Below are 12,688 nucleotides of genomic sequence, written 5' to 3'. Positions count from 1 at the left end.
GATCACGTTACGCGCTGGTACGGACGACCTCGGTCAGCGAGGGCGCCGGTCGCGGACGAAGACGTCGCCGCGGTCGTTGGTGTCGTTCCGGACGAGATTGGTCGCCCGGGCCGGGAACGCGACGAACCGCCCGGTCGCCGAGACCGCCAGCCTGGCCCCGCCCGACATGGGGTGGTTCGGCCTGGCTCCGGCGCTGCTCACGGAGAGGAGCTGCATGGCGCCCGAGCGCAGGTCGCGGCCGTAGAAGAGCGTCCGACCACCCGCATGCGGGACGAGGTTGCTCGCCTGCGACCAGAAGACGATGTACCGACCGTCGCGGGACAGCACGGGGTCCATGGACTTGTCGTTGCCCGGGGCGCCGCGCCTGTTCACCGACGCGTTCATGGTCGTGTTGCGCGCCAGGTCGCGGACGTAGACCTGCGGGCCGGTGCGGGGGCGCCGCACGCCCGTGTAGGCGACGAAGCGCCCGTTCCCCGAGATCGACACGCCGGACGCCGAGACGCGGTGGCTGGAGATCGAGACCAGGCGCGACGTCCCGGTGCGCCGGTCCCGGACGTAGACGTCGAGGAAACCCGTGTCGTCCGGAGTCAACGGGGAGCCGGAGACGAAGGCGACGTACCGCCCGTGCTCGGAAAGGCCCACGTGATAGGCAGAGGCGAGCTCCACGTCCGGAACCCACGTCGTGGTCCCGGCAGTCCGGTCGCGCACGAAGGCGGCGTACGGCGACCGGCTCTCCTCGGGCTGGTCGGGGTCCAGGCCCGACTCGGACGCGAAGATCACGAACCGTCCGTCGCCGGAGATCTGCGGCAGCGTCCCGCCGGACTCGGACTGGAGCTCGTCGTCGCCGACCGAGACCCGTTCGGTGGTCTGTTCCTTGAGGTCGCGGACGAACACGTCGAACCGCTCGTTCGTGTCGTCCGGAACCAGCTCGGGGGACGGTGACGCGAAGGCGACGTACCGCCCGTCGGAGGAGATCGACGGCCAGATCGCCGGCCCGCTGCCCTGCTCACCCGTGCTGGCGACCGAGACGCGCTGGGTCGTCCCGCCCGTGCGGTCGCGGACGAAGACGTCGCCGACACCGTTGGTGTCGCCGGGCACCAGGTTCGTCGCCTCCGAGTAGAAGGCGACGTACCGCCCGTCCGCGGAGATGGCCGGATTGATGCTCGCCGCGTCCGCCTGCGACCCGTCGCTCGCGAGCGACGCGCGGGTGGTGACGCCCTGGCTCCGCTCAAGGGCGGGCTGGGCGGCGGCCGGCGGGCCGGCGGTCACCAGAAGGCCCGCCAGCACCGCCACTACCAGACGTGTTCCCGAGTTCACGTCTTCACGTAATCACACGTGCGGTCAGTACGACGGCTGCGAGGGGTCGATCTGGTTGACCCAGGCGACCACGCCGCCGCCGACGTGGACGGCGTCGGCGTACCCGGCACCCTTCACGATCGCGAGCGTCTCGGCCGAGCGGACGCCCGACTTGCAGTGCATGACGATCTGCTTGTCCGACGGCAGCTGCTCCAGCGCCTTGCCGTTGAGGAAGTCGCCCTTGGGGATCAGGACCGAGCCCGGGATCTGGTTGATCTCGTACTCGTTGGGCTCGCGCACGTCCACCAGGACGAAGTCGCGGGTGCCCTCCTCGCGCTCCTTCAGCATGTGCTCGAGCTGGACGACCGAGATCGTCGAGCCGGCAGCGGCCTCGGCCGCGTCGTCGGAGATCGCGCCGCAGAACGTCTCGTAGTCGATCAGGCCGGTGACGGTCGGGTTCTCACCGCACAGCGCGCAGTTCGGGTCCTTGCGCACCTTGAGCTTGCGGTACTCCATCTCGAGGGCGTCGTAGATCATCAGCTTGCCGACCAGCGGCTCGCCGATGCCGGTCAGGAGCTTGATGGCCTCGTTGACCTGGATCGAGCCGATGCTGGCGCAGAGCACGCCGAGCACGCCGCCCTCCGCGCAGCTCGGGACCATGCCCGGCGGCGGGGGCTCGGGGTAGAGGCAGCGGTAGCACGGCGCGTCGTCGGCGAGCGTCGGCGCGAACACCGAGGCCTGGCCGTCGAAACGGTAGATCGAGCCCCAGACGTACGGGATGCCCAGGAAGTACGCCGCGTCGTTGACCATGTACCGCGTCGCGAAGTTGTCGGTGCCGTCGACGATCAGGTCGTAGCCCTTGAAGATCTCCATGACGTTGTCGTTGTCGAGACGCGTCTCGTGGAGGATCACGTTGACGTACGGGTTCGCCTCGGCGATCGACTCCTTGGCCGACACCGCCTTGGACTTCCCGATGTCGGACTGGCCGTGGATGATCTGGCGCTGCAGGTTCGACTCGTCGACCTCGTCGAACTCCGCGATGCCCAGCGTGTGCACGCCGGCCGCGGCCAGGTAGAGCAGCGCGGGGCTGCCGAGACCGCCGGCGCCGATCACGAGCACCTTGGCGTTCTTCAGGCGCTTCTGACCCGACATCCCGACGTCCGGGATGATGAGGTGCCGGCTGTAGCGGCGTACCTCGTCGATGGTCAGTTCGTCCGCAGGCTCCACGAGCGCGGGAAAGGACACGGCTTACTCCTTGACTGGTCGGTTCGACGGTTCGAACAACCTCAGGTCCTCCCATGTTCCCCGCCGATCTCAGCGGCGGGTCGCGGCGTCCCGTCATCCGGACGCGAGTGACCGGCGGCACGTCTCGACACGCCGGTCGCGACCTCGTTCCTCGGTCGCGCGGCTCGCTCGACCACCCTCACCCGGTCCGCTGCGCGTCCCGGGTAGTCTTCGCCGCGTGACCGCAGAGCAGTACGACGCCCCGGCCGTGCGACCGCGCGGAGGCCGGATGCCCCGTCGCGAGCGTCGCGCGCAGCTGATGAGCTCCGCGCTCGAGGTCTTCGTCGCCCAGGGCTACCACGCGGCGGCGATGGACGACATCGCCGACCGCGCCGGCGTCTCGAAGCCGGTGCTCTACCAGCACTTCCCCGGCAAGCTCGACCTCTACCTCGCGCTGCTCGACCAGTCCTGCGACATGATCATCGCCGGCTGCCGCGAGGCGCTCGAGTCCACGACCGAGAACAAGCAGCGCGTCGCGGCCACGATGGACGCCTTCTTCGAGTACGTCGCCGGCGACACCGGCGCGTTCCGCCTGGTGTTCGAGTCCGACCTGACCAACGAGCCGGCCGTGCGCGAGCACGTCGACCGCGTCACCACCGAGTGCGCGGCGATGATCGCGCACGTCATCCACGACGACACCGGCCTGCCCGACGACGCGTCGCGGCTGCTGGCCGTCTCGCTGGTGGGAATGGCGCAGGTGAGTGCCCGGTTCTGGCTCTCGGACCCGGGCGCGATCTCCAAGTCCGACGCCGCCGCCCTGGTGGCCGGGCTGGCCTGGCGCGGCATCCGCGGCTACCCGCTCGAGCACTGATCCACCCCCGAACGCAGAACTAGAAGGAGGACCTCGTGGAGGTCAAGATCGGCGTCCAGAACGCCGCCCGTGAGCTGACCATCGAGACCGATGAGTCGACCGAGGCCATCGAGAAGCTGGTCGCGGACGCCGTCTCCGGCGAGGGCGTCATCGCCCTGACCGACACGAAGGGTCGCCGGGTCATCGTGCCGGCCGCGAAGCTCGCGTACGTCGAGATCGGCCACGGCACCGCCGGCCAGGTCGGCTTCCGCTCCTAGCGGAACGCGGAGAGGACCCGCTGATGGTGGGCGAGCGAGCGACCGGCGTGTCGAGACCTGCTACGGAAGGCTGAGACATGCTCTCTGCCCTGCTGTGGGCGCTGATCGGCGGCACGATCATCGGGCTGCTCGGCAAGCTGGTGGCGCCCGGCGACCGGGACAACATCCCGCTCTGGCTCACCGTGCTGTGCGGCATCGGCGGCGTGCTGCTCGGGAACTTCCTCTACGGGATCTTCTTCGACCTCAACACCCGCGGCTTCGACTGGTGGCGCCACGGCTGGCAGGTCGTGGTCGCCGCGATCCTGGTCTCGCTCGCCGCGGGCCGCTTCGGACGCGCGCGCTCGTGACCTGAGCCCCGGCATGCCGACGCGCCGGGAGTGCCGCTCGGTCAGCTGTCGAGCCCGAGCTCGGACATCCGCGCGGCGTGGCGCTCGGTGATCCGGGTGAACATCCGGCCGATCGCGGCCAGGTCGAGGCCGGGGCGGTCGACGCCGCCGGCGAGCAGGGCGGACAGCGCGTCCCGGTCGGCGGCCACCCGCTGGGCCTGGGTGAGGGCCTCCCCCATCAGCCGCCGGCCCCACAGCGCCAGCCGGCCGCCGAGGCGCGGGTCGGCGGCGATCGCCGCCCGGACCCGGTCCACCACGAACGCCGAGTGCCCGGCGTCCTCCAGCGCCGCGACCACCAGGTCGCGGGTCTCGGGGTCGAGGTACGCCGCGATCTCGCGGTAGAAGTCGTTGGCCATGCCGTCGCCGACGTACGCCTTGATCAGGCCTTCGTACCAGTCGGCGGGCGCGGTGTACTCGTGGAACCGGTCGATCGGCTCGCGGAACGGCGCCATCGCCTCGAACGGGTCGACGCCCAGCTGGGTGAGCCGTCCGTTGAGCGCCGCCACGTGCCCGAACTCCGCGGTCGCCATCGAGACGATCGCGACCTTGTCCTCGAGGGACGGCGCCAGCTTGGCGTCCTCGGCGAGCCGCTCGAACGCCGAGATCTCGCCGTACGCGATCGCGCCGAGCAGGTCCACGACCGCGTCGCGGTACTGAGGATCCTCGAAGGCGACGGGCGTGGATGCGGTCACGTGCGCACCCTACCGATAGACTCGATGCGATCGAGGTCGCGCCCACCTCCGGGCGCACCCGCGTATGTGCGCGGCAGACCGCTCTTGAGTCCGCCGCAAACCGACGGCAGTGACTCACGAAAGCGACAGAGCCATCACCACGTTCCGAGAGCTCGGGGTGCTCCCCGAGATTTGCGACGCGCTCGAGCGCGCCAACATCACCACGCCCTTCGCGATCCAGGAGATGACCCTCTCCGTCGCACTCCTGGGCACCGACCTGATCGGCCAGGCCCGCACCGGCACCGGCAAGACCCTCGCGTTCGGCATCCCGGTGCTGCAGCGCAGCGTCACGCCGTCGGACCCGGCGTACGCCGACCTGCCGCAGGGCAAGCCGCAGGCGCTGATCGTCGCCCCGACCCGTGAGCTCGCGCTCCAGGTCTCCAACGACCTCCACCTCGCCAGCAAGGACCTCGGCCTCCGCGTCCTCACCGTGTACGGCGGCGTCGGCTACGAGGGTCAGATCGAGGCGCTGGAGACCGGCGTCGACATCGTCGTCGGCACGCCGGGCCGCCTGATCGACCTCGCCAACCGCCGCGTCCTCGACCTCTCGCACGTGCACGCGCTCGTGCTCGACGAGGCCGACGAGATGCTCGACCTGGGCTTCCTGCCCGACGTCGAGACGCTGCTGCGCAAGACCCCCGAGACCCGCCAGACGATGCTGTTCTCGGCGACCATGCCGGCCGCGATCGTCTCGCTGGCCCGCATGCACATGCGCCACCCGATGAACATCCGCGCGGAGTCGTCGTACGAGAACGCCACCGTGCCGGCGACCGCGCAGTTCATCTACCAGTGCCACGACCTGGACAAGCCGGAGATCATCGGCCGGGTGCTGCAGGCCGAGGACGTCGAGAAGATCATCGTCTTCACCCGCACCAAGCGGCAGGCGCAGCGCGTCGCCGACGACCTCACCGAGCGCGGCTTCAAGGCCAGCCCGCTGCACGGTGACATGGCGCAGATCGCCCGCGAGAAGGCGCTGACGAAGTTCCGCGAGGACAAGATCCAGGTGCTGGTGGCGACCGACGTCGCCGCGCGAGGCATCGACGTCCGCGGCGTCTCGCACGTCATCAACTACACCTGCCCCGAGGACGACAAGACCTACGTCCACCGGATCGGCCGCACCGGTCGCGCCGGCGCGAGCGGCATCGCGATCACGTTCGTCGACTGGCAGGACATCGCGCGCTGGAAGATGATCAACAAGGCGCTCGACCTGCCGTTCGACGAGCCGGTCGAGACCTACTCCACGTCCGACCACCTGTTCCACGACCAGGGCATCCCGCCGGGCACCAAGGGTCGCGTCGTCGACCCGGCGCCGGTGGAGCGCAAGCCCCGCGAGGAGCGCGCGCCGCGCGAGCGCAGCAACCGGAACCGCACCCGCACCCGCAACGGCGAGAAGGTCGCCCCGGAGTCGGGTGCGCCCGGCACCTCGGCGCCGGCCGCCGACGGCGAGGCCCGCCCGAAGCGCAACCGCAGCCGGCGCCGTCGCTCCGGTGGCGGTGCCCCGAAGGCTCCCGCCGCGGAGTAGTCGCTAAGCGGTGACGACGACGGTCGTGCCGATGGGCGCGAAGTCCCACAGCGCGATCGCGTCGGCCCGCTTCTGACGGATGCAGCCGTGCGACTGCGGCGTCCCCAGCTGGGCCGCGGTCTGCACCGGCTTGCCGTCGTCCACGGGAATCGTGTGGAAGCCGATCGCGGCGCCGGTGTCGCCCTGGGTGAAGCGCACGAAGAACTCCATCGTGCCGGAGTCGTCGATCCCCCACGCCTGCTCGGAGCGCGAGTACACCTCGTAGGTGCCCGGGTCGAGGTTGTCGGTGAGGCTGCCCGACACGAGGTAGGTGCGGTCCACCTGTTGGCCCTTGCTGACCAGCCAGACCCGCTGCTCGCTCTCGCTGAACACGATCCGCCGGCCGGTCCCGGAGTCCGCGGGCAGCGCGTCCTCCTCGACCACCGGCTCCTCGGACTGGTCGACCTCGGTGGTCGACGTCTCGGAGGGCGACTCGGACGGCGACTCGGACGGCGACTCGGACGGCTGGGCAACCGGGGCGACGGCCGCGGCCGCTCCCCCGTCACCGGCGTCGCCACCGGTCGTCCTCGACAGCACGCCGGTGCCGCCGAGCACCGCGATCATCGTGACCGCGAGGGACGAGCCGAGGACGGCCAGGCGGCCGTAGCGGGGGCGCACCGGGGCGCCGCGGTGCTGGCTCATCGCTGGGCCTTCTTCTGCGCCTTCTTCTGTGCCTTCTTTTGGGCCGTCTTCTGCGGACGCTTCGAGCGCTCCACCAGGTTCGCCGACACCTCGCGGTAGGCCTGCGCGCCCTTGCTGCTGCGGTTGGTCGCGAGGATCGAGCGGCCGGCGGCCGGCGCCTCGGCGAACTTGATGGTCTTGGGGATCGGCGGCTCGATCACCTCGAGGTCGTAGGTGTCCGAGATCGTCTCGAGCACCGTGCGCGCGTGGTTGGTGCGGCCGTCGTACAGCGTCGGCAGCACACCCCAGACCTCGAGGCCGCGGTTCGTGAAGCGGCGTACGTCGTGGACGGTGTCGAGCAGCTGCCCCACACCACGGTGCGAGAGGGTCTCGCACTGCAGCGGCACCAGCACGCCGTCGGCCGCGGTCAGGGCGGCGACCGTGAGGACGCCCAGCGAGGGCGGGCAGTCCAGCAGGACCCAGTCGTACTCGAGGTCGCTCTCCTCGAGCGACTCGATCATCGTCTTGAGCACGTGCTCGCGACCGGTGCGGGTGAGCAGCTCGGCCTCGGCGCGGGCGAGCTCGATGGTGGCCGGCACCAGGTCGACGCCGTCCTCGGTCTCGAGGATCACCTCGGTGGGGTCGAGGCCCTTGGTCAGCACGTGGTGGACCGACAGCTCGAGGTCCTCGGGGTCGATGCCGAGCGAGAACGTCAGGCACGCCTGCGGGTCGAGGTCGACGAGCAGCACGGAGCTGCCCAGCTCCGCGAGCGCGGCACCCACCGAGGCGACCGTGGTCGTCTTGGCGACCCCGCCCTTCTGGTTGGCGATCGCGAGTGTCGTGGTCATCGCTGCCCATCATGCCCGACGGGTGTGCGCAGATCGTGTACCCACCTGTTTGACTTGCGCCATGTCCCAGACCGCTCTTGTCACCGGCCCCACCGCGGGCATCGGCCGCTCCTTCGCCCACCAGCTCGCCGAGCGGGGCTACGACCTCGTGCTCGTTGCCCGCGACAGGGCCCGCCTGGAGGCCGAGGCCGACGAGCTGCACGCGACGTACGGCGTCTCCGTGGAGGTGCTGGCCGCCGACCTGGCCGACCGCGCCGAGCTCGCGACCGTCGAGGCGCGGCTGGCCGACGCGGCCCGACCGATCGACCTGCTGGTGAACAACGCGGGGTTCGGGCTGAAGAAGCGGTTCCTCGACAACACCGTCGACCAGGAGCAGGCGATGCTCGAGGTCCTGGTCACCGCGGTGATGCGGCTCAGCCACGCGGCCCTGGGCGTGATGTCGGAGCGCGGCAGCGGCGGCATCATCAACGTCTCGAGCGTGGCGGCGTTCCTGCCGCGCGGGTCGTACTCCGCGGCGAAGGCCTACGTGAACAGCTTCTCGGAGTGGGCGGCGCACGAGTACGCCGACCGCGGCGTGACGGTCACCTGCCTGTGCCCGGGCTTCACGAAGACCGAGTTCCACGAGCGGATGGAGGTCGGCCGCGGCTCCGCGCCCGACTTCATGTGGCTCGACGCCGACGAGCTGGTGCGCACCGCGCTCAAGGACCACGCCAAGGGCAAGGTCTTCTCGATCCCGAGCCCGCAGTACAAGACGATCGCGACCGCGGCGCGGATCATTCCGACCGGCGTGCTCCAGAAGTTCCAGTCGCTCGGGCGGAAGTGAGCCGCTCCAGCTCCGCCGGCGCCGTGGTGTTGCAGCCGAGGTCGTGGTCCTGCTTCCCGTAGCCGTGGTAGTCGCTGGACCCGGTGACCACCAGGTCCAGGTTGCGCGCGATCGCGCGGAGCTCGTCCCGGTCGGCCGCGTCGTGGTCCTGGTGGTCGACCTCGATGCCGGTCAGCCCGACCTCCTTCAGCGCCGCGAGGGTCGCCTCCTCGGGCCGGCCGTACCCGCCCCGGCCCCACGGGTGCGCGACCACCGACACTCCCCCGGCACCGGCGACCGCGCGGACCGCCGCCTCGAGCGGCGCGGCGTACCGGTCGACGTGCGCCGGCTTGCCCCAACCGAGGTAGCGGTCGAACGCCGCCGTGCGGTCGGGCACCACGCCCTTGGTCACCAGCGCGTCCGCGACGTGGGGCCGGCCTGACGCGACGGCACCGGCGGCGGCACGCCGTACGTCGTCCTCGGTGATGGCGATGCCGAGGGCGTTGAGGCGGGCGATCATCGTCGGCACGCGGGCCGCGCGGCCGTGCAGGATCCGCTCGAGCTCGGCGACGAGCGGCGGGTGCGTCGGGTCGACGTAGTAGGCCAGCAGGTGCACGCCCCGGCCGCGGTGGTTGGTGCTGATCTCCATGCCGGGCACCAGCTCGATGCCGACCCGGTCGGCCTCGGCCTGCGCCTCGGCCCAGCCGTCGGCGGTGTCGTGGTCGGTCAACGCCACGACGTCGAGGCCGGACGCGGCCGCAGCACGCACGAGCTCGGCCGGGGTGTCGGTCCCGTCGCTCGCGCGCGAGTGCGTGTGCAGGTCGATCCGCATGGGGACGATTTCACCAGGCCGGTCGGTGGGCGCCGAACGGGAGTTCCACGAGCTGAGGGCCGACGTGGGACACGTCACGCAGGATCCAGTCGTCGCGGAGCAGCAGCAGCGCGGACGCCGGGCGCAGCACGATCCAGAGCCACCGGCCGCCGGCCTCGCCGGCGACGACCGACCGGTCGAACTCGCCGTCGGACGAGTGCGTCGACACGTCCCACAGGTTCACCGACTGGCTCCCGATCCGCACCTTCGCCGTCGGCGCGCGCTCCCCGATCTCGGCGCCCGGGTCGTCGTACCGGCTGCGAGCGCAGCGCGCCCCGAGACCGGTGCCGGCCTCCTCCGCGACCACCAGCACGTCGACCGGCCCGTCCAGCTCGCTGGTGCCCGACGTGCAGGTCAGCGTCGCCCGCGGCCGGCCGTCACCGTCCGACACCGCGGCGAAGTCCGTCACCGTCCAACCCGGGCTGATCGGCCACGGCAGGTACGTCGGGAACTGCCGCGCCGCCCCCAGGTGCTCCGCGAACGCGTCGTACGTCGCCTCGGTCGGCCGCCAGAGCGCCGGCCCCTCCCCGTGCTCAGGGCAGGGCAGCACCGGTGCCGTGCACCGCACGCAGCCCACCGCCAGCGACATGCGCTCCACGGTGAAGTTCCCGGCGCTCCGCGTCAAGAGGCGGCGCCCGATGGCCTGCGCGAACTCGGGAGGCCCGGCGGCCTGTGCGTCCGTGGGCGGTACCGGTTCTTGCATGCCTGTCGCCCCGCCGGCCGTGGTCGGCGGGGTCGTGGTCAGCGGAGATGTCGGTCCGCTCGGACTTCGTAGGTGCTGACGGTCGGGCCGGTCCGGGTGAACGTCCTGGTGGTGGCGGCGAGCGCCGAGACGGTCGTTCTGCTGCCCTGATTCGGTCGGAGTACCCGGTCGACCGGGTATTCCGTCGCTTGTCGGGGGTTGCAACGGCCGTCAAGCGACAGAACAGGCCGTCAAGTCAACCAGCTGGAGCAGCAGACGCGGTCGATGACCAGCGGGGCCGGCTCGTACGACGTGCCGATGTCGTAGCCACCCTCGATACCACGCCAGCGCCAGCCCGAAGCCCGCCGTACCCGCGAAGAGCCTGTCGGCGGCCGACCACGACGGACCCGCACGGCCCCGCCGTTCGACCTGCGCGTCGGGTGGTTCGCGACAGGCGCCAGAGCGCCTTGCTCGACCACCGTGCCTCAGTCGTCGGCGAGCACCACGACCCGGTCGCCGGGGAGGACCTGGAAGGTCTCGGACTTGGGCGGGTTCACGCGGACACCGAAGGACGCCTCGCCCTCGGCGAGGGCCGCGGACTTGTAGCCGAGCGCGGTCTCGTTGCGGCGGGAGGCGCCGGCAATGATCGTCGCGTAGCTGACTTCGGCGCCGGGCTCGACGTACCACTCGGCGGGGCGGAGGTAGATCTCGCTCCCCTCGTCGCCGAGGAGCTGGTCGAAGACCGCCTCCAGGCGGTGGTCCTCCGACAGCTGGGTGACCAGCAGGCTGACGATCTCACCGCTGACGACGACGTCGTCGACGTGCGCGACCTGGGCGAGCACGCGGTTGCGGTCGTCGAGCATCTCGCTGACCACCGGCGTGGTCGCGTCGAAGCGGGACAGGATGTCGCGCACGTGCAGCAGCGTGACGAGGGTCCTCGCGTCGGCGGCCTGCGGCTCGAGGTCGTCGGAGTAGCAGAGCACCAGCACCTGGTCGAGGTCCGGGCGCACGTGCTCCTCGAGGGTCCTGCGGTCGGTCGTGGGACCGGGCGCCACCGTCACCTGGAGGGTGCTCAGCTGCGGCACGTCGCGGACGTCGAACGACGTCAGGACGGTCAGCGTCGATCCGGGCGTGGCGTACTTGTCCATCTCGCGCAGCACGATCGGCGCGCGCTCGTTCCACCCGATCAGCAGCGCCTGGGTCGCCTGGTCGTCCTGGCCCAGGCCGGTGCCGAGCTGGCTCAGGTCGGGCGCGACCGTCGCGTCCGGGTCGCCCTTGAGGACCGAGTCGTCCTCGGCCACGACGATCAGCGTGTGGCCGGCGATGACGGTGTCGGTGGTCGGGTTCAGCTTCGGTACGCCGTCGGCGATCACGCCGATGACGGTGGCCTGCTCGAAGCCGAGCTGCACCTCGCCGTACGTCTTCCCGTCGAGGTGGTGCTCCTCGAGGAAGTAGATCTCGTCGCCGCCGTAGTCGAACAGCTCGGTGTAGACGGCCGCGGCGCCGGACTGGCGCGACGTCTGGACGACGAGCTTCGCGACGGTCTCGCGGATGTCGAGGAGCACGGTGCGGTTGGCGCCGACGAGGCGGGCCGCCTCGAGGTTGGTGGGGTTGCGGATCTCGGCGACGATCCGCGGCCCGTCCGGTCCGGCATGGGTCAGCGCGAGCAGGGTCTTGATGACCTCGCTGTCGGGGTCCTCGGACTCCTGCGGCGCGAGCAGGATCACCGAGCGGGCCGTGGTGTGGCTGCTCAGGCGGAGGTCGTCGATGTCCATGGGCGAGCCGTTGCGGCAGATCACGCGGGTGCCGCGGAAGTCGTCGACCTTGGCGCGCAGCTCGTCCTCCATGTCGACCTTGTCGCGGTCGGCGAGGATCACGATCACCGGCTTCCTGCGGCTCTCGTTGGCGATGGTGAGCTCGCGGACGATCGTGAAGATCGAGTCCGACCAGCCCAGGATCACGGTGTGGTCCTGCTCGAGCACGATCGAGCGACCGCGGCGCAGGTCGGCGAGCTTGGTGTCGATGCCGGCGGCGATGACGCCGATCAGCGCGCTCACGATGAAGAGGCCCGCGATCGTCAGGACCAGCATCGTGATCAGGAACTGCCACGAGGTGAACCCGTCGCCCGCGACGGTGCCCGGGTCGAGGGCGTGGAAGAGGTTCTGGAAGATCTCCCGGAAGAACCCGACGTCCTCGCTGTCGTCACGCAGGTTGAAGACCTGGACGATGACGGTGAAGAGCATGATGAGCAGCAACGTCACGACCGACAGCCATGCGATCAACGCCGGCGTGCCCCGCGACATGCTGTTGTCGAAGCGGTAGCGCAACCGGTCCCCGAGGCTCGACCTCGGCTCGGCGACCGTCCTCACGTTGCTGGGGCCGGCAGCGCCCTTCGGCTGGGCCATCGCCCTCGCCGTCCGTTGCCGCATCTGCTGGCCGGTCCGCGCCATCTCTCATCTCCCACTCGGTCGAGCACCCTCGGGGCATCGTTTCGTAGTCGGAGGCCCTCGACACGCCTTTTCGGGGAACCGGCCGCCC

At 70.9% G+C, this 12,688-nt stretch carries 12 protein-coding genes and 1 pseudogene; 5 read left to right on the top strand and 8 right to left on the bottom strand.

What is annotated here, in order from left to right; all coding sequences use genetic code 11:
* Positions 1 to 33: 33 nt before the first annotated feature.
* Positions 34 to 1,293 carry a hypothetical protein gene (locus MJ604_RS09140; protein WP_243058029.1) on the bottom strand — a complete coding sequence of 420 codons (1,260 nt, stop codon included), beginning with the start codon at positions 1,291 to 1,293 and terminating at the stop codon, positions 34 to 36.
* 48 nt (positions 1,294 to 1,341) lie between these two features.
* The gene (gene moeZ, locus MJ604_RS09135) at positions 1,342 to 2,541 is read right to left on the bottom strand and encodes an adenylyltransferase/sulfurtransferase MoeZ (RefSeq protein WP_243058028.1); all 1,200 of its coding nucleotides are present in this window, start codon (positions 2,539 to 2,541) and stop codon (positions 1,342 to 1,344) included.
* A 268-nt stretch (positions 2,542 to 2,809) separates the two neighbouring features.
* Between moeZ and MJ604_RS09130 the strand changes: the two genes are divergently transcribed.
* From MJ604_RS09130 to MJ604_RS09120, 3 genes are all read left to right on the top strand, one after another.
* The gene (locus tag MJ604_RS09130; RefSeq protein ID WP_279235715.1) at positions 2,810 to 3,391 is read left to right on the top strand and encodes a TetR/AcrR family transcriptional regulator; all 582 of its coding nucleotides are present in this window, start codon (positions 2,810 to 2,812) and stop codon (positions 3,389 to 3,391) included.
* Between the two features lie 35 nt (positions 3,392 to 3,426).
* On the top strand, positions 3,427 to 3,648 hold the full coding sequence (locus MJ604_RS09125; RefSeq protein WP_243058026.1) for a DUF3107 domain-containing protein: 222 nt from the start codon (positions 3,427 to 3,429) through the stop codon (positions 3,646 to 3,648).
* 77 nt (positions 3,649 to 3,725) lie between these two features.
* Positions 3,726 to 3,995, top strand: a complete 270-nt coding sequence (locus tag MJ604_RS09120) for a hypothetical protein (RefSeq protein ID WP_243058025.1) — start codon at positions 3,726 to 3,728, stop codon at positions 3,993 to 3,995.
* A 41-nt stretch (positions 3,996 to 4,036) separates the two neighbouring features.
* Here MJ604_RS09120 and MJ604_RS09115 read toward each other — a convergent pair whose 3' ends face one another.
* The gene (locus MJ604_RS09115; RefSeq protein WP_243058024.1) at positions 4,037 to 4,726 is read right to left on the bottom strand and encodes a ferritin-like fold-containing protein; all 690 of its coding nucleotides are present in this window, start codon (positions 4,724 to 4,726) and stop codon (positions 4,037 to 4,039) included.
* 223 nt (positions 4,727 to 4,949) lie between these two features.
* On the opposite strand from MJ604_RS09115, the pseudogene MJ604_RS09110 reads away from it, so the two are divergent.
* A pseudogene (locus MJ604_RS09110) lies at positions 4,950 to 6,284 on the top strand (DEAD/DEAH box helicase); the annotation flags it as partial.
* Between the two features lie 6 nt (positions 6,285 to 6,290).
* Here the strand turns inward: MJ604_RS09110 and MJ604_RS09105 are convergent.
* Together MJ604_RS09105 and MJ604_RS09100 are read right to left on the bottom strand one after the other, a co-directional pair.
* Positions 6,291 to 6,968 carry a L,D-transpeptidase gene (locus tag MJ604_RS09105; protein ID WP_243058022.1) on the bottom strand — a complete coding sequence of 226 codons (678 nt, stop codon included), beginning with the start codon at positions 6,966 to 6,968 and terminating at the stop codon, positions 6,291 to 6,293.
* Positions 6,965 to 7,795 carry a ParA family protein gene (locus MJ604_RS09100; RefSeq protein ID WP_243058021.1) on the bottom strand — a complete coding sequence of 277 codons (831 nt, stop codon included), beginning with the start codon at positions 7,793 to 7,795 and terminating at the stop codon, positions 6,965 to 6,967. Before MJ604_RS09100 ends, MJ604_RS09105 begins: the two co-directional genes overlap by 4 nt.
* Before the next feature lie 61 nt (positions 7,796 to 7,856).
* Here MJ604_RS09100 and MJ604_RS09095 point away from each other — a divergent pair, with 61 nt between their 5' ends.
* Positions 7,857 to 8,618 carry an SDR family oxidoreductase gene (locus tag MJ604_RS09095; RefSeq protein ID WP_243058020.1) on the top strand — a complete coding sequence of 254 codons (762 nt, stop codon included), beginning with the start codon at positions 7,857 to 7,859 and terminating at the stop codon, positions 8,616 to 8,618.
* Here MJ604_RS09095 and MJ604_RS09090 read toward each other — a convergent pair.
* The 3 genes from MJ604_RS09090 to MJ604_RS09080 all read right to left on the bottom strand — a co-directional run bounded on the left by MJ604_RS09090 (position 8,569) and on the right by MJ604_RS09080 (position 12,600).
* The gene (locus MJ604_RS09090) at positions 8,569 to 9,429 is read right to left on the bottom strand and encodes a PHP domain-containing protein (RefSeq protein WP_243058019.1); all 861 of its coding nucleotides are present in this window, start codon (positions 9,427 to 9,429) and stop codon (positions 8,569 to 8,571) included. The two genes, MJ604_RS09095 and MJ604_RS09090, sit on opposite strands and share 50 nt — an antisense overlap.
* 10 nt (positions 9,430 to 9,439) lie before the next feature.
* Positions 9,440 to 10,057 carry a DUF6758 family protein gene (locus tag MJ604_RS09085; RefSeq protein WP_243058018.1) on the bottom strand — a complete coding sequence of 206 codons (618 nt, stop codon included), beginning with the start codon at positions 10,055 to 10,057 and terminating at the stop codon, positions 9,440 to 9,442.
* Positions 10,058 to 10,635: 578 nt separating this feature from the next.
* Complete coding sequence (locus tag MJ604_RS09080; protein ID WP_243058017.1) at positions 10,636 to 12,600, bottom strand: NAD-binding protein; 1,965 nt, start codon at positions 12,598 to 12,600, stop codon at positions 10,636 to 10,638.
* Positions 12,601 to 12,688: the final 88 nt, after the last annotated feature.

The organism is Nocardioides sp. SR21 (assembly GCF_022761125.1).
Classification (GTDB): domain Bacteria; phylum Actinomycetota; class Actinomycetes; order Propionibacteriales; family Nocardioidaceae; genus Nocardioides.
Note: the sequence above shows the minus strand (reverse complement) of the source record. Positions and strands in the feature narration are given on the sequence as shown.